This is a genomic window from Streptomyces sp. TLI_55, from assembly GCF_900206255.1.
In the GTDB taxonomy this organism is placed as follows: Bacteria; Actinomycetota; Actinomycetes; order Streptomycetales; family Streptomycetaceae; genus Streptomyces; species Streptomyces aquilus.
This window is the reverse complement of the sequence record NZ_OAOJ01000001.1, coordinates 4,124,352-4,143,003: the sequence shown is the minus strand read 5'-3', so window position 1 is coordinate 4,143,003 and position 18,652 is coordinate 4,124,352. Positions and strand designations below refer to the sequence as shown.

At 69.4% G+C, this 18,652-nt stretch carries 17 protein-coding genes and 1 pseudogene; 6 read left to right on the top strand and 12 right to left on the bottom strand.

Translation table 11 applies throughout. The annotated features are described in order from the left end of the window. The 5 genes and pseudogenes from CRP56_RS19035 to CRP56_RS19015 all read right to left on the bottom strand — a co-directional run bounded on the left by CRP56_RS19035 (position 1) and on the right by CRP56_RS19015 (position 6,500). Complete coding sequence (locus CRP56_RS19035; protein ID WP_097265619.1) at positions 1 to 594, bottom strand: Uma2 family endonuclease; 594 nt, start codon at positions 592 to 594, stop codon at positions 1 to 3. A 410-nt stretch (positions 595 to 1,004) separates the two neighbouring features. Then, a pseudogene (locus tag CRP56_RS19030) lies at positions 1,005 to 1,337 on the bottom strand (ATP-binding protein); the annotation flags it as partial. A gap of 97 nt (positions 1,338 to 1,434) precedes the next feature. Continuing rightward, positions 1,435 to 2,358, bottom strand: a complete 924-nt coding sequence (locus CRP56_RS19025) for a hypothetical protein (protein ID WP_097265617.1) — start codon at positions 2,356 to 2,358, stop codon at positions 1,435 to 1,437. Positions 2,359 to 2,402: 44 nt separating this feature from the next. Beyond that, a complete protein-coding gene (locus CRP56_RS19020; RefSeq protein WP_097265615.1) occupies positions 2,403 to 3,182 on the bottom strand; it encodes a DUF5707 domain-containing protein in 780 nt (259 codons plus the stop codon). Positions 3,183 to 3,371: 189 nt separating this feature from the next. Next, positions 3,372 to 6,500 carry a sacsin N-terminal ATP-binding-like domain-containing protein gene (locus CRP56_RS19015; RefSeq protein WP_097265613.1) on the bottom strand — a complete coding sequence of 1,043 codons (3,129 nt, stop codon included), beginning with the start codon at positions 6,498 to 6,500 and terminating at the stop codon, positions 3,372 to 3,374. 253 nt (positions 6,501 to 6,753) lie between these two features. On the opposite strand from CRP56_RS19015, the gene CRP56_RS19010 reads away from it, so the two are divergent. Further along, positions 6,754 to 7,599, top strand: coding sequence for a hypothetical protein (locus CRP56_RS19010; RefSeq protein WP_097265612.1), 846 nt, complete (start codon positions 6,754 to 6,756; stop codon positions 7,597 to 7,599). A 13-nt stretch (positions 7,600 to 7,612) separates the two neighbouring features. On the opposite strand, the gene CRP56_RS19005 is transcribed toward CRP56_RS19010, so the two are convergent. Both CRP56_RS19005 and CRP56_RS19000 read right to left on the bottom strand, forming a co-directional pair. After that, on the bottom strand, positions 7,613 to 10,012 hold the full coding sequence (locus tag CRP56_RS19005; RefSeq protein WP_097265610.1) for a cation-translocating P-type ATPase: 2,400 nt from the start codon (positions 10,010 to 10,012) through the stop codon (positions 7,613 to 7,615). Positions 10,013 to 10,119: 107 nt separating this feature from the next. Beyond that, positions 10,120 to 10,389, bottom strand: coding sequence for a DUF2530 domain-containing protein (locus tag CRP56_RS19000; RefSeq protein WP_097265608.1), 270 nt, complete (start codon positions 10,387 to 10,389; stop codon positions 10,120 to 10,122). Between the two features lie 133 nt (positions 10,390 to 10,522). Here CRP56_RS19000 and CRP56_RS18995 point away from each other — a divergent pair, with 133 nt between their 5' ends. After that, the gene (locus CRP56_RS18995) at positions 10,523 to 11,974 is read left to right on the top strand and encodes an NCS2 family permease (protein ID WP_097265606.1); all 1,452 of its coding nucleotides are present in this window, start codon (positions 10,523 to 10,525) and stop codon (positions 11,972 to 11,974) included. Positions 11,975 to 11,981: 7 nt separating this feature from the next. Here CRP56_RS18995 and CRP56_RS18990 read toward each other — a convergent pair whose 3' ends face one another. Then, positions 11,982 to 12,170 carry a ribbon-helix-helix protein, CopG family gene (locus tag CRP56_RS18990; protein ID WP_079083374.1) on the bottom strand — a complete coding sequence of 63 codons (189 nt, stop codon included), beginning with the start codon at positions 12,168 to 12,170 and terminating at the stop codon, positions 11,982 to 11,984. A gap of 145 nt (positions 12,171 to 12,315) precedes the next feature. Here CRP56_RS18990 and CRP56_RS18985 point away from each other — a divergent pair, with 145 nt between their 5' ends. Both CRP56_RS18985 and CRP56_RS18980 read left to right on the top strand, forming a co-directional pair. Continuing rightward, positions 12,316 to 12,753 (top strand): MarR family winged helix-turn-helix transcriptional regulator, encoded by a 438-nt coding sequence (locus tag CRP56_RS18985; RefSeq protein WP_030043600.1) that lies wholly within the window; start codon positions 12,316 to 12,318, stop codon positions 12,751 to 12,753. Positions 12,754 to 12,796: 43 nt separating this feature from the next. Next, positions 12,797 to 14,146 carry an MFS transporter gene (locus tag CRP56_RS18980; RefSeq protein ID WP_097265604.1) on the top strand — a complete coding sequence of 450 codons (1,350 nt, stop codon included), beginning with the start codon at positions 12,797 to 12,799 and terminating at the stop codon, positions 14,144 to 14,146. 21 nt (positions 14,147 to 14,167) lie between these two features. On the opposite strand, the gene CRP56_RS18975 is transcribed toward CRP56_RS18980, so the two are convergent. Next, positions 14,168 to 14,689, bottom strand: coding sequence for a GNAT family N-acetyltransferase (locus tag CRP56_RS18975; protein WP_097274228.1), 522 nt, complete (start codon positions 14,687 to 14,689; stop codon positions 14,168 to 14,170). A 34-nt stretch (positions 14,690 to 14,723) separates the two neighbouring features. On the opposite strand from CRP56_RS18975, the gene thpR reads away from it, so the two are divergent. Then, positions 14,724 to 15,299, top strand: coding sequence for an RNA 2',3'-cyclic phosphodiesterase (gene thpR, locus CRP56_RS18970; protein ID WP_097274226.1), 576 nt, complete (start codon positions 14,724 to 14,726; stop codon positions 15,297 to 15,299). Between the two features lie 250 nt (positions 15,300 to 15,549). Here the strand turns inward: thpR and CRP56_RS18965 are convergent, their stop codons facing one another. Further along, positions 15,550 to 16,542 (bottom strand): aldo/keto reductase, encoded by a 993-nt coding sequence (locus CRP56_RS18965; RefSeq protein WP_097265602.1) that lies wholly within the window; start codon positions 16,540 to 16,542, stop codon positions 15,550 to 15,552. Between the two features lie 167 nt (positions 16,543 to 16,709). Between CRP56_RS18965 and CRP56_RS18960 the strand changes: the two genes are divergently transcribed. After that, positions 16,710 to 17,648 carry a nuclear transport factor 2 family protein gene (locus tag CRP56_RS18960; protein ID WP_097265600.1) on the top strand — a complete coding sequence of 313 codons (939 nt, stop codon included), beginning with the start codon at positions 16,710 to 16,712 and terminating at the stop codon, positions 17,646 to 17,648. On the opposite strand, the gene CRP56_RS18955 is transcribed toward CRP56_RS18960, so the two are convergent. Then, a complete protein-coding gene (locus CRP56_RS18955; RefSeq protein WP_097265598.1) occupies positions 17,645 to 17,830 on the bottom strand; it encodes a DUF397 domain-containing protein in 186 nt (61 codons plus the stop codon). The genes CRP56_RS18960 and CRP56_RS18955 overlap by 4 nt on opposite strands. Continuing rightward, positions 17,827 to 18,639, bottom strand: a complete 813-nt coding sequence (locus CRP56_RS18950; RefSeq protein ID WP_257040826.1) for a helix-turn-helix domain-containing protein — start codon at positions 18,637 to 18,639, stop codon at positions 17,827 to 17,829. Before CRP56_RS18950 ends, CRP56_RS18955 begins: the two co-directional genes overlap by 4 nt. Positions 18,640 to 18,652: the final 13 nt, after the last annotated feature.

The following is an 18,652-nucleotide window of genomic DNA, read 5'->3' as shown; positions in this document are numbered from 1 at the left end:
TCAGCTCTCGTAGCGCGGCAGGTTCTCGGTGGAGATCGTCCAGTCGCCGATGGCGACGTCCTCGCCGTAGACGAAGTCCTTGCGGGTGGCGTAGCGGGGGCCGTCTGGGGTGGGGTGGATGTCGGTGAGGACGGCGCCGGTGCCGGTGCGGGGGTCGAAGATCGCGTAGTCGGGGATGCCCATGAGGGGGTAGTCGCGCATCTTGCCTGACCAGTCGTTGTCCGGATTGGAGCGCGAGACGACTTCGATCGCGGCGATCAGTGTCCGAGGGTCGAAGGAGCCGTCACCCTCCATGTCCGCCCAGGGGATCACCATCACGTCGGGGTGGCGCATGATCCCCTCGGGCGCCGCCTCCACGTCGGGTTCACCCGTGTGGGCCACGATGTCCTCCGGCATCACCTTTTCCAGGCGTTTCCGCAGGTGCAGCACAGTGATCTCGTGCTGCCTCACCGGCGACGTCATGTCGTGGACGATCCCTTCCTTGGTGATCTCGAACTTCCCGGGGAGGGTGTCGTCCATGGACTGGAGAAAGTCCCTCATGGCCCGGTAGAGGTGGGAGGCGCCCTGTCGCGCGTTGTCCGATGCGATGGTCATGGCGCTCGCTCCTCGTCTGTGCCCAGGGGCAAGGATCGTCACGTCCATGCTAGGTGGCCTCCGGGAGATCGGTTCGGCGGTCGCGGCAGAGGCACAGGGCGGGTGCGCGGAACGGACGGGTGCAGCCGTCGCACTTCCGCCATGGGTCTGGGCCGGCCGGTTTCGGGGTGCGGGTGCGGTCGCGTCGGACCCCGGGCTGGTTGAGGGACGGGGCCGGGTGATGGGCGAGGTGGTTGCCGATGACCGTGAAGCGGGTGGTGTGGCGGGTGTAGGCCCTCGCATTGGGATGCCAGGCCCGGCGAGGGCTGTTGCATGTTTGGGTTGCGTTGCTGTGGCGAGCGTAGAGCAAGCAACCAGTCCGAAATCCAGCTCAGTTGGTGATGTTCACCCGGGCGGGTGGTGGGGTTCTTTCACCCTCGGGGTCCTTTGGAAAGGGCGCCCCTTTCGCCGCAGCGTGGGAAACCGGGTTCCGGTGCGAGCAGGGGGAGTTGGGGGACCTGGGCGACCTCGGCCCATACGGTCTTGCGTGGCGCCGGGCCCTCCGCGACGCCCCAGCGGGACGCGAGCGCCGCCACCAGGGCGAGGCCGCGTCCCGACTCCGCCTCGGGGGACGCCTGTTCGGGGCGGGGCTCGCGGTCCGCACGGGTGTCCGTCACCTCGATGCGCTGGGTGTCGCCGACGACGTAGAGCGTCAGCCGGAAGTCCCGCCCCGGGACGCGGCCGTGCGTCACGGCGTTCGCCGCCTGGACGTCCTTCGTCACCTACGCCTCGCGGTGAGCAGCACGAACGCCGGCCCCGGGTGGCTTCCGGGACCGGCGTACGGATGGTGCTTGGTGGGACTTACTGCACGTCGACGAAGTCACCCGTGGCGTTGACCGCCGGGGTGGTCGAGGTGCCCGCGAAGGCGTAGCGGAAGTAGCCGTCGGCGGACGCGGTGACGGTCGTCTTGAGGTTGCCCGTCGAGTCGGTCTTGATGGTCTTGACCGTGGTGTAGGTGCTGGAGCCCTTCTTGCGGAACTGCAGCTTCACCGACTGGTTGGTGTAACCCGCGTACTTGTGGGTCTCCCAGTTGGCGCGGGACAGCTTGCCGGTGACCGTGATGGTCTTGCCCTTCTTCACCGGCTCCGGGGAGGCGTTGACCGTCAGCTTGGAGTAGCGCTGCAGCTTGGTGGTGGTCAGCGCGTCCTGGTCGACGTAACCGACCTTGCTCAAGTCGATGTCGTCGGACGTCGGGTCCTGGTCGTTCCAGTCGATGGCGAAGCCGATCGCCTTCCACGTGGTGGCGTCGGCGTTCTTCAGCTCGTCGCCCGGGTAGACGTCGATCGTGCCGGTGCAGTTGTCGGTGGTCGCCGAGGTCGCCGTGCAGGTCGCCCAGTCGTCGCCGAACAGGATGTTCTGCGGCTCGTCGTAGGTGCCGCGGTAGATCTCGACGTCGAACACGAAGTCCGGGGCGTTGAGGTCGATGTCCTCGGAGTGCGTGACGGTGTAGGTGACCGGCACGGTCACCTGGTTGGCGATGCCCGCGACGATCGGCTTGCCCTTGTTGACCTTCACGTTGGAGAAGGACAGGTCGAGGGTGTACGGAACGCCTTCGTCGGCGGCGGCGTACGCGGACTTGCCGTCGGCGGCCTCCCGCACGGACTGCGCGGCCTTGACGAGGGCGTCCTTGCTGTACGACGAGCCGTCCGCCTGCGCGGCCGGAACGGCCAGGGCGGACAGGGCCAGGGCGCCGGAGACGGCGGCCACGGTGGCGCGAATACGCATGTGTTTCCCCAGATGAGAAAGAGAGTGTGCGGGTGCGGGGCTGACTACTGCACGTCGATGTAGTCACCCGTGGCGTTGACCGCCGGGGTGGTCGAGGTGCCCGCGAAGCTGTAGCGGTAGTAGCCGTCGGCCGACGCGGTGACCGTGGTGCTCAGACCGCCCGTGGAGGTGGTCTTGATGGTCTTCACGGTCGTGTAGGTGCTGGTGCCCTTCTTGCGGAACTGCAGCTTCACCGACTGGCCGGAGTAGCCGGAGTACGTCGCCGCGTCCCAGTTGGCGCGGGTCAGCTTGCCGGTGACCGTGATGGTCTTGCCCTTCTTCACGGGCTCCGGGGAGGCGTTGGTCGTCAGCTTGGACAGGCGCTGGACCTTGAAGGTCTTCACGTTGTCCTTCTGGACGTAGTCGGCGTCCTTGCCCGAGGCGATGCCCCAGACCTTCCAGGTGCCGGCGACCGCGTTGACGGCGTTGGCCCCCGCCTCGATCTCGTAGCTGGCCTTGCAGTTCGCGGTGGTGGAGCTCGTCGCGGTGCAGCTGGCGTAGCCGTCGTTGCCGGTGGCCACGGCGCCGCTGTCGGAGTTGTCGAAGTCCGAGCCGTGCCACAGGATGGCCATGGCGTCCTTGACACCCGAATCGTCCGTGACCTTGAAGGTCACGGAGATGGTCTTGGTGGCGGTCGCGCCGACGACGACAGCCTTGCCACCGTTCACGACGACGTTCGAGATCGTGGTGTCGCCTTCGACGGTGTCGGCCTGGGCGGCCGGCACGGCGAGGGCGGACAGGGCCAGGGCGCCGGTGACGGCAGCCCCGAGGACTCGAATGCGCATGCGTTCCCCACGTGAAGAGGGGCCCCGACGGAGATCGTCCCCCACGGTCGTGTCAGCACGCCTGGGCCCAAAGTGATCGGTGAGTCTGTTGACTCAGCTGATCAGATTCGTGACGCAAGGGAATGGTTGTACGACCGATCAGAAGTTCATTCGAGAAGTTTCCAGATCGGCCGTACCGCGTGCTCCGCCTCAGTCGAACCAGCGATCCCGCGCCAGCTCCTCCGTCCGCGAAGGATCCTCCAGCAGCGCCGCCACCTCGAACCGCCGCGGCCACTGTCCCGCCGCCCATGCCAGGCCGGCCGCGACGCCTTCCAGGGTCGCCGCGTGCAGCACCCCGTCGCCGGTCAGGCGCCAGTCGATCTCCACGCCGTCCACGACGAGTTCCTCGTGTTCGACATAGGAGGACGGGGTCCGTGAGCCCAGCAGCACCCGCACCGAGTCCGGTACGTCGTGTTCCGTGCCCTCCGAGTCCACCGACCCCGTGACCGACTCGCTCAGCCGCCGCACCTGGAACAGCTCCGCCAGCTCCGCGGCCCGTGTAGGCCGTACCGGCAGCAGCGGCACGCCCTCGGTGAAGGGCAGCAGGTCCGGGGAGTCGACGACCACAGCGTCGGCCGCGTCCACGACCTCCACCCGTCCGTCCACGACGGCCCGCAGCTCGTCGGGGAGGGTGACCTGGTCCGGGTCGAGGTCGGCCAACGCCCCGTAGAGGGCGTGCAGTTGTGCCGCGCTGACCTCCCGCTCGGGGTCCGCCAGGCGGTCGAGGAGTTCCGCCGCGCCGCCCGGCTCGTCCAGCAGCGCGGCCACCGAGGTCCGTACGCCCAGCGCCCGCAGTACCTGTTCGTCGTCGAAACCCGTCGCATCGGCCTCGTCGTACAGGCCCCGGAGGAGCGGGTCACCTCCCGCAGCCAACAGACCTGCCGGGCGGCGGCCGTCCAGCACCGGGTGGCCGCGTAGCCACCAGGCCGTGTAAGGCCGTACGACCTCGTGCGTGCCGTCCGGGAGCAGGATGCGCACCTGCTGGGTCAGCGCGTCCCGCAGGGGCGGCTGGGCGAGGAGGGCGAGGGCCTGGGGCCAGCGTTCCTCGTCGACGAGTTCCAGGTCCCGTACGGCGACCAGCTCGGTGGCGACCGGCGGCACCGGCGAGTCCGGGAAGCGGTCGAGGACGTCCTCGCTCCACACGTCGACGGCGTCCAGCAGTCCGGCGTCGTCGGGCTCGGCGAAGTCCCCGTCGCGCGGCTCCAGTTCGTCCGGGTCGAGGACGACGTCGGTGGCGCGGACGAGGGCGAAGGTGGCGAGCACGCCACAGGCGGCGAGGGGCTGTTCGCCCCAGCGGGCCGCCAACTCCGCGTCCACCATCGCCAGTTCGCCCTCCCGCATGACCTGGTGGAAGGGGCTGCCGGGGAAGACCAGTTCCCCGGCGGGAGCGGGCTCGCCGTCCTCGTCGGGGAGGGCGAGCGCGCCGAGCCAGGGCTCGTCACCGGGTTCGAGGCCAGCGTCCCGCACCAACGCCAGGACGGTGTCGGCGAGTTCCTCGGCGTCGAGGGTGTCCTGCTCCCAGTCGAGCCCGCCCTCGTCGTCCAGCGAGGCGGCGACGGCGGCCCGCACCTGGGGGGTGGTCAGGACGGCTCGCGGGGACGCGGGGAGCGCGCCGAGCTTCTCCAGCAGGGGGTGGGCGCCGTCGGGATGCGCGACCTTCAGGCCGAGCCGGGCGAGCGTCTCCGGTTCGACCGCGGCGCCCTCGGACGTGGGCAGCAGCACCTGGCGCGGGCCGATGGTGGTCCGGCCGTCGGCGAGCGGCACGGGCAGCCCGGACAGCCGGTCCGGGTCGACCCCGGCGAGGCTGTCGTAGAGCCGCCGCCACCAGCCGGGCTCCTTCTCCAGCCCGGCGAGCCGGTCGATCGCGTCGGTGAGCGGGACGCGGGCGACGCCCAACGTCCGCAGTTCCACGCGCCGTTCGAGTCCGGCGGGGAGGAGAGTCGGCAGTACTTCCGCCAGCACCCGTACGGTGTCCGCGCCCGCGCCCTCGACGACCTCCGCCTCCAGCGGCCGCAGCGCCTCGGGCAGTTCGTCCGTGGGCTCCAGAACCGGCGGCAGGAAGGCGGTGCGCGGGAGGCGCTCCAGGACGGCGTGGCGCAGCGCGCCGTCCAGCTCGCCCTTGCCGAGTGGGCCGGGTACGAGGTCGATGATCCCGACGCCCACCGGCCGCCAGGCGGCGAGGAGTTCGGCGTACGCGTCCGCCGCCCGCTGCACGAGGAAGTCGGTCAGCGGGCCGGGGGCTGCGTGCCGCCGGGTGGGGTCGAGGGGGAAGGAGGCGATGAGCAGGGCGGGGACGCCGAGGGGCTCGTCGCTGGGGGTCGGGGCGTGCACGACGGGGTTGGTGCGGGGCCGCACGGGCGCGCCGTCCGCGTCCACCGGCACCGCCCAGGTGACCGACCAGTGCGGCCGCAGCCGCTCCTCGACGGGCCGGTCGGCGAGGAGGTCGGCGGTGAGCGGCCCGTGGGCGGAGGTGACCCGCCACCGGGTGGCGCCGGTCTCGCCCTCCCGTACGTCCTCCACGACGACGAAGGCGCCGTCGGTGCGGCGGCGCAGGGTGCGGGCGTCGGCGCCCGCCTCGATCGCGACCTCCTCCAGGCCGGGCAGGGCGAGGAGCAGGGCGTCGTCGACGGCCCGCAGCAGCCGCTCGGCGAGGTCGGCGGCGGCCGTGTCGCGCAGCGGGAGGATGACGGCGGTGTCGTAGCCGTCGGGGGCGGTGCCCTCGGCGGCGAAGGGGAGCCGGAGCAGCGGGACGTGCCCGTCGCGCCGCCGGATCTCGTCACCGAGGCCGGGGCTGTGCCGGGCGGTCTCGGCGGCGTGGTCACGGGCCTCGGCGAGGGACCAGCGGACGCCGCCGTGCCGGCCGACGACGGCGGGCTCGTCGGTGACGGCGAGGACGGCCGCGAACCCGACGCCGAACCGCCCCACGGAGGGCGTGTCGGCAGCGGTGTCCCGCTTGGCCGAGGCACGGAGGGTGGAGAGCGACTCGACACCGGCCGCGTCCAGTGGGGCGCCGGTGTTGGCGGCGACCAGGACGCCGTCGCGCAGGGTCAGCCGCAGCCGCCCGGCGACTCCCGCCCGCGCCGCCGCGTCGGCGGCGTTCTGGGCGAGCTCGACGACGAGCCGGTCCCGGTAGCCGCCGAGGACGAGGTCCTCCTCGGCGTTGGCGTCCTCGCGGAACCGGGCGGGGCTGGTCGCCCAGGCGTCGAGCACGCCCCGCCTGAGACGGGCGGTCCCGAACGGGTCGGCTCCCTCGGCTGCGGGCCGCACGAACTTGCTCACGATGACTCTCCTCGTCTGCGTGCGACGAAGGTACCGCGAGTTGGTCTTGGGGCCCCGACGGGATCTCCCCGACCTCGCGTCGCGGCTGAACCCTGGTTTCGTCATGCACATCCCATGCGATGATCAAGCAACCCGCATGTAACGACAAAGTCGGCAAATTCGGCGTAGGGTCCTACAACCCCCTCCCCGGGCCAAGGATCTGATCCCGCGAGTCAACAGACTCCTAGATCGACTCTCCCCCTGGGGAACGCACATGCGCATCAGAGCCACCGTGGCCGCCGTCTCCGCCGTCACCGGCGCCCTGGCCCTCACCGGCCTCGCCGTCCCGGCCGCCCAGGCCGCCGACTCCGGCACCCCCTACACGCTGGACGTCAGCTTCTCCAACTTCAAGATCGCCTCGTCGGTCAAGGTCGGCACCGGTGCCGTCAGCACGAAGGTCAGCTACACGCTGACCCACGGCTCGGACGTCGACCCCACCGCGTCGGACTTCTTCACCGACGCGATCCTCTACCGGGGCTCGCTCGACGGCTCCGACGACACCTCCGACGGCTTCAGCGGCGACTTCGCCACCTGCACCGTCACCTCGGCCACCACGGCCAACTGCACCGGCACCATCGACATCGAGCCGGCCGACAACAACCTCCCCAACGCCGACGCCGGTACCTGGAAGGCCGCCGCCGAGGCCATCGACTTCAACGGCCAGGACCCGAACAGCAACAACCTCGACTTCAACAAGATCGGCTACAAGGACCAGGGCGACCTCGGCACCACCAAGCTGCTGCGCCTCGCCAAGCTCACCGCCAACGCCTCTCCGGAGCCGGTGAAGAAGGGCAGGACCATCACGGTCACTGGCAAGCTGACCCGCGCCAACTGGGAGACCCTGAAGTACGCCGGCTACTCCGGCCAGTCGGTGAAGCTGCAGTTCCGCAAGAAGGGCTCCAGCACCTACACCACGGTCAAGACCATCAAGTCCAGCTCCACGGGCGCCCTGAGCACCACGGTCACCGCGTCGGCCGACGGCTACTACCGCTACAGCTTCGCGGGCACCGCGACGACTTCGTCGGTGAACGCCACGGGCGATTACATCGACGTGCAGTAAGCAGCAGCCCCCGTCATGCGGGAACGCGGCGGTCGACCCACTTCCATGTGACCTCCAGGGCGGCCGCCGCCACCACCGAGATCCCCACCGCGATCCACGGCATCGTCAGCCCGACCAGCTTCAGCGCGAAGAAGTCCTGCAACCACGGCACGGCCAGGACCAGCAGGAACCCCGCGCCCATCGACGCCACCAGCACCACCCGCCACCACGTGTACGGCCGGGCGATGATGGCCAGCACCCACATCGAGATCAGGAACAGGGTCAGGGTCGCGACGCTCGTCTCCGCGTCCAAGGAGCCTTCACCCGTGTAGTAGTGACGGGCGATCAGATACGTCACGAAGGTCGCCACCCCGGCCACCAGCCCGCCCGGGATCGAGTACCGCATCACCCGCCGTACGAAATGCGGCTGCGCCCGCTCCTTGTTGGGCGCCAACGCCAGGAAGAACGCCGGTACACCGATCGTCAGCGTCGACAGCAGGGTCAAGTGCCGTGGCAGGAACGGGTACTCCACCTGCCAGCACACCACCAGCACCGCCAGCAGCACCGAGTACACCGTCTTCACCAGGAACAGCGTCGCCACCCGCGTGATGTTCCCGATGACCCTCCGCCCCTCCGCCACCACGTCCGGCAGCGTGGCGAAGCTGTTGTTGAGGAGGACGATCTGGGCGACCGCGCGCGTGGCCTCCGACCCCGAGCCCATCGAGACGCCGATGTCCGCGTCCTTGAGCGCCAGGACGTCGTTCACACCGTCGCCGGTCATCGCGACCGTGTGCCCGTGGGACTGCAACGCCCCCACCATGTCCCGCTTCTGCTGCGGGGTGACCCGCCCGAACACCGTGCCCTCGTCGAGCGCCTCGGCCATCCCGTCCTGGTCCGAGGGGAGCGTACGGGCGTCGACCGCCGTACCCGTCAGGCCCAGCTTCCCGGCCACCGCGCCCACCGACACCGCGTTGTCACCGGAGATGACCTTGGCGCGGACGTCCTGCTCGGCGAAGTAGCGCAGGGTGTCGGCCGCGTCGGGCCGCAGCCGCTGCTCCAGTACGACGAGAGCGGCGGCGGACGCGCCGCGCGCGACCTCCGGATCGTCGAGGTCGCCGGTCACCCGGGCCAGCAGCAGGACACGCAGGCCCTGTTCGTTGAGGCGTCCCGTCTCGGCCAGCGCCGGGTCGTCGGCGCCCAGCAGCACGTCCGGCGCGCCAAGGAGCCAGGTGCTGGACTCGCCGGTCCCCTCGCTGAAGCTCGCCCCGCTGTACTTGCGGGCGGAGGAAAAGGGCAGCGACTCGGTGCAGCGCCAGTCCTCGGCGTCCGGGTAGGCGTCGATGATGGCCTGGAGTGAGGCGTTCGGGCGCGGGTCCGATTCCCCCAGAGCACCGAGCACCTTGCGTACGTACGTCTCGTCGCTGCCGTTGAGCGGGCGCAGCTCCGTGACGTCCATGCCGCCTTCGGTCAGCGTGCCCGTCTTGTCGAGGCAGACGGTGTCGATGCGGGCGAGGCCCTCGATGGCCGGCAGCTCCTGAACCAGGCACTGTTTTCGGCCAAGCCGGATCACGCCGATCGCGAAGGCGACGGAGGTCAGCAGGACCAGGCCCTCGGGGACCATCGGGACGATGCCGCCGACCGTGCGGGCGATGGACTCCTTCAAGTCGTGGCTCTTGACGACCAGTTGCGTGATCACCAGGCCGATCGCCGCCGGGACCATCATCCAGGTCACGTACTTGAGGATCGTGGAGATGCCGGTCCGCAGCTCGGAGTGGACCAGCGTGAAGCGGGAGGCCTCCTCGGCGAGTTGGGCGGCGTACGCCTCGCGCCCCACCTTGGTGGCCTGGAACGCGCCCCCGCCCGCGACAACGAAGCTCCCGGACATGACCGGGTCGCCGGGCTGTTTCACGACCGGGTCGGCCTCACCGGTGAGCAGCGACTCGTCGATCTCCAGGCCGTCCGCCTCGACGCACACCCCGTCGACGACGGCCTTGTCGCCGGGCCCGATCTCGATCAGGTCGTCGAGCACGATCTCCGACGTACTGACCTCGAGCGCCTCGCCGTCCCGCCGTACCGTCGGCTTCGCCTCGCCGATCACGGCGAGGGAGTCGAGCGTCTTCTTCGCCCGCCATTCCTGGATGATGCCGATGCCGGTGTTGGCGATGATCACGTACCCGAACAGGCTGTCCTGGAACGGCGCGACGAACAGCATGACCAGCCAGAGCACGCCGATGATCGCGTTGAACCGGGTGAAGACGTTCGCGCGGACGATCTCGCCGAACGACCGGCTGCTGCGCACCGGTACGTCGTTCACCGCCCCCCGCGCCACCCGCTCGGCGACCTCGGCGGCGCTCAGCCCGCCGTTCCCCACGCGGGCGGGCAGGGGTACGGGATGCACAGGATCGAGTTCGGCGCCCGCGTCGATGTGCGTCATGCATTCGACGGTACGTGCGGTTTTACGGCTTCACCCGCCGAGTGGACGGAAGTTCCGACCTGGGGAGGAGAGGCGGCCGGGCCGAGTGGTGCCCAGGTAGTACGGGCCTACTCGGCTTCCCGTAGGGTCCCGGCGGCCTCGGCCCGCTTGATGGCCGCGTCGCGGCGGCGGACGTAGTAGATGCCGATCAGCCCGAGCCCCGCGCCGGCCAGGCAGGTCCACACCCACCAGGCGTGTCCGCGGTCGTCGAACCAGCCGTAGAAGGGGAGCTGGACGAGGAAGAGGACGAACCAGAGGATCGTGCCGCCGATGATGGTCGGCACGATGGGGCCCTCCAGGGGCTCCGGTGCCTCGTGCTGAGGGGTCCACTTCGCCATGGGCACAGCTTACGAGGCGGTTCCGGGTGCCTCGCCGACGATCAGGTCTACGCGCGGAGATAGCTAACTCCGGGTTTATATGTTCATACTGAAACGGTTTACGTCTGTCCACTTCTGCTCGTAGGAACATCCAATGTCGACCTCGGCCACCGCCAAGGCTCCCGCGCCCGAACAGCCGGGCGGCACGCCCGCGTACGGCGCCCTCGACCGCTACTTCAAGATCTCCGAGCGGGGCAGCAGCTTCGCCCGCGAGATCCGCGGCGGTTTCGCCACCTTCTTCGCGATGGCCTACATCATCGTGCTGAACCCGATCATCCTGGGCAGCGCGAAGGACATGTACGGGCACCAGCTCGACAACGGCCAGCTCGTCACCGCCACCTGTGTCACCGCGGCCTTCACCACGCTCCTCATGGGCGTCATCGGCAATGTGCCGATCGCGCTGGCCGCCGGTCTCGGCGTGAACTCGGTCGTCGCCCTCCAGCTGGCGCCCCGGATGTCGTGGCCGGACGCCATGGGCATGGTGGTCCTGGCGGGCTTCATCGTGATGCTGCTGGTGGCGACCGGTCTGCGCGAGCGTGTGATGAACGCGGTGCCCTTCGGCCTGCGCAAGGCCATCAGCATCGGTATCGGCCTGTTCATCATGCTGATCGGGCTCGTCGACTCCGGCTTCGTCTCCCGCATCCCGGACGCCGCCCACACCACCGTCCCGCTCCAGCTCGGCGCCGACGGTCACCTCAACGGCTGGCCGGTCCTGGTCTTCATCCTGGGCGCCCTGCTGACGCTCGCGCTCATCGTCCGCAAGGTGTCCGGCGCGATCCTGATCTCGATCGTCGCCATGACGGTCGTCGCGATGATCATCGACGCGGTCGCCACGATCCCGTCCTGGGGCCTGACGACGCCGAAGTGGCCCGGCAACCCGGTCGAGGCTCCCGACTTCGGCCTGATCGGTGACGTCAGCCTGTTCGGCGGCTTCGACAAGGTCGGCGTCCTGACCGGCATCCTCTTCGTCTTCACCGTGCTGCTGTCGTGCTTCTTCGACGCGATGGGCACGATCATGGGCGTCTCCGACGAGGCCAAGCTGACCGACGCGCAGGGCCAGATGCCCGGCATCAACAAGGTCCTCTTCGTCGACGGCCTCGCCGTCGCCGCGGGCGGCGCGAGCTCCTCGTCCGCCACCACCGCCTTCGTCGAGTCGACGGCCGGCGTCGGTGAGGGCGCCCGTACCGGCTTCGCCAACCTCATCACCGGCGGCCTCTTCACGGTGGCGCTGTTCCTCACGCCGGTCGCCACGATGGTCCCGTCCCAGGCGGCCACCCCGGCGCTGCTCGCGGTCGGCTTCATGATCCTGGCCAACTCGGTCAAGGAGATCGACTGGGCCGACTACACGATCGCGATCCCGGCCTTCATCACCATGGTGATGATGCCGTTCACCTACTCCATCACCAACGGCATCGGCATGGGCTTCATCACCTTCGTGGTGCTGCGCCTGGCGGCCGGGCGGGCCAAGGAGATCCCGGTCGCGATGTACGTCGTCTCCGCCGTGTTCGCCTTCTACTACCTGATGCCGGCGCTGGGTCTGACGTAAAGATCCCTCACGTCAGCCCGTAGAACTTCTCCGTCTCCTCGACGGCGGTCTGGAACCGCTCGTCGAAGTCGTCCCGAATGAGCGTCCGGATCACATAGTCCTGGACGCTCATTCCCCTTTTGGCCGCATGGTCCCGGAGCCGGTCGAGCAGCTCCCCGTCTATCCGCAGGCTGAGCACGCTGGTCCCCATGAACACGAGGGTCGCGGGCCGATCCGGGCGCCGTTCACTTTCCGCTGCCGTCTCACTCGTACGGGTGAAGGTCCGGTTTCAGTGGTCAGGCTCACGGGAATCCTCGCGCCCGCCAGCTTGTTTAGCGAGAGTAATGAGTTACGCTAAAGAGATGCCGGACCTTACCCATGGCGACGACGCTGCCGCCGTGAACTCCCTACGCTCCGCCGTGATGCGACTGTCGCGCCGCCTGAAGCACCAGCGGGTCGACGAGTCGCTGAGCCCCACCGAGATGTCGGTCCTGGGCACCCTCTCCCTCTGCGGCAAGGCCACCCCCGGTGAGCTCGCCCGCAAGGAGCACGTACAGCCGCCGTCGATGACCCGCATCGTGGCGCTGCTGGAGGCCAAGGGACTCGTCCGGCTGGAGCCGCACCCCGAGGACCGCCGCCAGAAGGTCGTCACGAAGACGGAGCAGGCGGAGGCGATGCTCGCCGAGAGCCGCGCCAAGCGCAACGCCTTCCTGGCCACCCTGGTCGACGGACTCGACGAGGACGAGTGGGCGAAACTGCGCGCCGCCGCCCCCGTGCTGGAGAAGCTCGCACACCTGTAAGCGCCCCGGAGGCGAACGAGCCAACAAAGAGGAGGCGACCCTTTTGAGTACGGGACCCGGAGCAGACTCCGCCCCCGCACCGTCCACCCCGACCCTCGAGGACCCAGGCAAGTCCTCGATGTTCAGCTCACTCAGGAACCGCAACTACCGCCTGTTCTTCCTGGGGCAGGTCGTCTCCAACACCGGCACCTGGATGCAGCGCATCGCCCAGGACTGGCTGGTCCTCAGCCTCACCGGCTCCGCGACCGCCGTCGGTGTCACGACGGCACTCCAGTTCCTGCCGATGCTCCTGTTCGGCCTCTACGGCGGCGTCCTCGTCGACCGCCTCCCCAAGCGCCCGACCCTCCTGGTCACCCAGTCGTCCATGGCCCTCACCGGCCTGGCGCTCGCCTTCCTGACCCTGACCGGCCACGTAGAGGTCTGGCACGTGTACGTCGCCGCCTTCGCCGTCGGCCTCGCCACGGTCGTCGACAACCCGGCCCGGCAGACCTTCGTCTCCGAGATGGTCGGCCCCGACCAGCTCCAGAACGCCGTCAGCCTCAACTCCGCGAACTTCCAGTCGGCCCGCCTGATCGGCCCCGCCGTCGCGGGCCTGATGATCACGGGCGTCGGCACGGGCTGGGCGTTCCTGGCGAACGGCCTGAGCTTCATCGCCCCGATCACCGGCCTGCTCCTGATGCGCGCCCGCGAGCTGTACGTCGTCCAGCGCGCCCCGCGCGGCAAGGGCCAGCTGCGGGAGGGCCTGCGGTATGTCGCCGGACGCCCGGACCTGATCTGGACGATCGTGCTCGTGGGGTTTGTGAGCACTTTTGGCTTCAACTTCCCTGTCTACCTGTCGGCCTTCGCCGACGACGTCTTCCACGCGGGCGCCGGCTCCTACAGCCTCTTCAACACCGTCATGGCGGTCGGCTCCCTCGCGGGCGCCCTCCTCGCCGCCCGCCGCGGCACCGCCCGGATGCGGGTGCTTGTGGTCGGCGCGGTGGCCTTCGGCGCGCTGGAGATGGTGGCGTCCCTCGCCCCGTCCCTGTGGCTGTTCGCCCTGCTGATGATGCCGATCGGCATGTTCGGCATGACGGTCAACGTCACCGCCAACAGCAGCGTCCAGCTGAGCACCGACCCGGCCATGCGCGGCCGGGTGATGTCCCTCTACATGATGGTGTTCATGGGCGGCGCCCCGCTCGGCGCACCGATCGCCGGCTGGATCACCGACGCGTACGGCGTCCGGGCGGGCCTGGCGGTCGGCGGCGCGATCGCCGCGGGCGCGGCGGCCGTCATCGGCCTGGTCCTCGCCAGGGTCGGCAACCTGCGGCTGTCGGTCGGCTGGAACCGCGGCCACCCGCACGTCCGCTTCGTGCCGCGGCAGGCACAGGAGCAGCTGGCGCCGGCGGCGTAGCTGTCGTACCGGCCCGGGGGGTCAGACCCTCCGGGCCAGCAGCTGCCCGGGCCACTCCTGCTCCCCGACCGTGAAGGCCTCGACGCGGCGGAAGCCGTTGTTCTCGTAGTAGCGGACGAGCTTGCCGTCGTCGCCCGCGTAACAGTCCACGCGGAGCAGCCCGACCCCCGCCCGCCGGGTTTCCTCGGCCGCGTGCTCGAGCAGGGCGCTACCGACTCCCTGCCCCTTGAAGCGGCGCTCCGAGGCCAGCCAGTGGATGTACCGCTCGGGCTCGCCGGGGGCGGGGAGATGGGCCAGATAGGCGCCGGGCGCGTCGGTGAGGCTGAGGGTGGCGGCCGGTACGCCGTCGACCTCGGCGATGTAGGTGATGCCGTCGTCCATGTACCGGGTGACGGACTCCACGGTCTTCGGGCTCTGGGACAGCGGCTTCGACCCCCACTGCCCGGTACGCCCCTGTGCGGCCAGCCACTCCACACAGCTGTCCAGCATGCCGAGTATCGCCGGGATGTCGTCGTGGTCGCCGTTCCTGATGGTGATCGCCATGACGGCAGCGTAGATCCCTGCGAAGGTGGCGGACATGAGACTTTTCGCCGCGGTGCTGCCGCCGGAGGCCGTGGCCGATGAACTCGCGGCCGAGCTGGATGCATTGAAGCGGCTGCCGGGGGCGGAGGCGCTGCGCTGGACCGGGCGGGAGGGGTGGCACTTCACGCTGGCGTTCTACGGTGAGGTCGAGGACGAGGCCGTCGTACCGGAACTGTCGGCTCGGCTGGAGCGGGCGGCGGGGCGTGCGGCCCCTTTCGCGCTGGCCCTGCATCGGGGTGGGCAGTTCGGGCGGGGCCGGGCCCTGTGGATCGGGGCCGACGGGGACCTGGCGGCGCTGCGGCTGCTCGCGGAGCGGGCGGAGGCGGCGGGGCGCAAGGCGGGCGTCGACATGGGGGAGCACCGGCGGTACAAGGCGCATCTGACCGTGGCCCGGAGTCGGTCGGAGGTGGATGTGCGGCCGTACGTGGGGGCGCTGGGCGGTTTCACGGGGCGGGCGTGGACCGTGGGTGAGCTGGCGCTCGTGCGGAGCAACCTGCCGCGGGGCGGGGTGCCGGGGGAGCAGCCTCGGTATGAGGTGGTCGGGCGGTGGGGGCTCGGAGGGGCCGGTTAGGCTCGGGGCGTGGACCCGAAGACCCGGAACCGGATCATGGCCGTTGTGCTGGTGCTGATGTTTGGCGTTGTCGCGGTGGCGGCGGCGTTGGGGAAATAGCGCCGCGGAAGTAGCGCAGGGGAAGCAGCGCCGGGGAAGCAGCGCCGCGGAAGTAGCGCCGGGGAACTGCGGGCCGGTGGCTGGCTGCGGGCCCGTCGTGGCTTGTCGCGCAGTTCCCCGCGCCCCTTGGCGGCGTTTGCCCTTGCCGGTACTACCAGGCGAAGGCCTCTGGAGACGGTCCAGGACCCGGGAAGATCTCGTCGAGGTCGGTCAGCAGCTCTTCGCTCAGGTCCAGCTCTGAAGCCCGGATCGCCGATTCGAGCTGCTCCGCCGTGCGCGGGCCGACGATCGGGCCCGTGACGCCGGGGCGGGTGAGGAGCCAGGCCAGGGCCGTCTCGCCGGGTTCCAGACCGTGCTTGTCGAGGAGATCCTCGTACGACTGGATCTTCGCGCGTACGGCCGGATCGGTGAGCGCCTCCGCCGTACGGCCGGAGGTGCGGCGACCGCCCGACACCTCCTTCTTGATGACCCCGCCCAGCATGCCGCCGTGCAGCGGCGACCAGGGGATCACGCCGAGGCCGTACTCCTGGGCGGCCGGGATGACCTCCATCTCGGCGCGGCGCTCGAAGAGGTTGTAGAGGCACTGCTCGCTGACCAGGCCGATGGTGCCGCCGCGGCGGGCGGCGATCTCGTTGGCCTGGGCGATCTTGTAGCCGGGGAAGTTGGAGGAACCGGCGTACAGGACCTTGCCCTGCTGGACCAGGACGTCGATCGCCTGCCAGATCTCCTCGAAGGGGGTGGCGCGGTCGATGTGGTGGAACTGGTAGACGTCGATGTGGTCGGTCTGGAGGCGCTTGAGCGACGCGTCGACGGCTCGCCGGATGTTCACGGCGGAGAGCTTGTCGTGGTTCGGCCAGGCCTCGCCGTCGACGCCCATGTTGCCGTAGACCTTGGTGGCGAGGACGACCTTGTCGCGGTGGGCGGGGTTCTTGGCGAACCAGGTGCCGATGATTTCCTCGGTACGGCCCTTGTTCTCGCCCCAGCCGTAGACGTTGGCGGTGTCGAAGAAGTTGATGCCCGCGTCCAGCGCCGCGTCCATGATCGCGTGGCTGTCGGCTTCGTCCGTCTGCGGGCCGAAGTTCATGGTGCCGAGGACGAGCCGGCTGACCTTGAGTCCCGTGCGTCCGAGCTGCGTGTACTTCATGGGTTCTTAGCCAACGGCGTGGAGTGCGCTCTAGGCAAGGGTGGTTGGGGCGCGTTGGGCGCTTGGGGGTCCTTGGGGGCCCTTGGGGGTTGACGCTAACTCGTGGTTAGTGCTTTCCTTTGGGAAGTGTCAGCTTGAACTTTCAATATCTATTCCCGGAGTGTCGTATGCCCCCCACCACCTCCGTCCGCCGGGCCCTTGTCGCCTTCGTCGCCTCCACCGCCGTGCTGGGTGCCGCCGCCGTTCCGGCCGTCGCGGCGCCGCACGCCGCGTCGGCGGGTCACGCTGGTTACGGCGTCCCTGGTGAGTCCGCCCGCCTCGGTTACCAGAAGGACGTTGCCGCCCGTGTCCTCAAGGGCGTGTTCGAGCGCGGCGACACCGCGGTCGTCGACCGTTTCGTACGGCCGGACTACATCCAGCACAACCCGCTCGCGCCGGACGGGGCGGAGACGCTGAAGGGGCTGGCGGTCTCGGTCCACCAGCAGTTCCCCGACGCCAAGTACGACATCAAGCGGGTGATCTCCGAGGGCGACCTCGTCCTGGTGCACTCGAACGTCGTCCTGACGCCGGGCGCGCGGGGCTCCGCCGTCTTCGACATCTTCCGCTTCCAGGGCGGGAAGATCGCCGAGCACTGGGATGTCGGGCAGAACGTGCCGGAGTCCTCGGTGAACGGCAACGACATGTTCTCCACGGTGAGTTGGCCGCAGACGTCGGAGCCGGGGCCGGGATTTCTCACCGCGTACAACAAGAAGCTGGTGACGGCTGCGTTCGACCAGCTGCTGGTGAAGAGGGACCTGTCGGCGATCGACCGGTACTGGGGTCCCGAGTACGACCAGCACAACCCGAACATCCCGAACGGTGTGGAGGGTGCGAAGGCGGGCCTGGGCGCGTACTTCAAGCAGTTCCCGCAGCTGAAGGTCACGCCGAAGCGGGTCATCGCCGAGGGGGACTTGGTCGCCGTCCACAGTCACTACGTGCCGGCGCCGGGGGAGCGGGGACAGGCGATCGTGGATCTGTTCCGGGTGCGGGGCGGGAAGATCGTGGAGCACTGGGATGTGATCCAGGATGTTCCGGAGAGCTCCGCGAATGACAATGGGATGTTCTAGAGCAGGGTGTTGAGGAAGGCCTTCCAGGTGGTGGGGGTCACTTGGAGGGCCGGGGCGGTGGGGGTGGCGGGGGTTTTCGAGTCGCGGATGTGGATGGTGGTGGGGGTGAGGGCTACTTCGATGCACTCGCCGCCCTGGCCGCTGCTGTAGCTGCTCTTGAACCAGTCCAGGTCCGTGCTCATAAGCTGCCTGCCACCTCGCTGATCAACTGAGCGGACTCCCCGGGGTTGAGGGCCTGCGCTCGCAGAATGCCATACCGTGCGAACATCTGGCCCAGCTCTGGCTGTTCGCTGACGAAGTAGCCGTTGTTGGGGCCCTCGACGTAGGTGATCCGGTCGGGGTCATCGGTCTCCAGCAGGATCATGGGGCCGTCGAGACCCGCGTGGTCCTCGCGGTCGGTCGGCATCACCTGAATCTCGACGTTGCGGCGCCTACCGACGTCGAGGATGTGGCCCAACTGCTCCTTGAGGACCTGGTCGCCGCCGAGCGGGCGCCTGAGGATGTGTTCCTCCAGTACGAAGCCGACGACCGGCGTGGGTCTGCGATCCATGACCTGCTGGCGGTCGAGGCGGGCGGCGAGCCGGGCCTCGATCTCGTCGTCGTCCAGGGACGGGCGGTGGACCTCGAAGGTGGCCCTTGCGTAGTGCTGCGTCTGGAGCAGACCCGGAATGACGTGGTTCGCGTACATGTAGATCGCGCCGGCCCTTGCCTCCAGCGCCGCGTAGTCCTCGAACCAGGACGGGAAACTGCTGACCTTCAACTTCCTTCCCGCCGCGACAAGTGCACCTTGTGCACCGAGCGCCTCGTCCGCGATCTCGATCAGCTGCCCCTTGGGTGCCCGCACTCCCCTTTCCACCATGGCCACTTGGGACTTGGAGTACCCGACACGATGGGCCAGCGACTCCTGTGTCATCCCGGACCGCTCCCGGAAGAACCGCAGCAACGAGCCGAACATCTCCAGGTTCCCCGACCCTTGTTCACCCGCGTGCACAACCGCCTCCCCA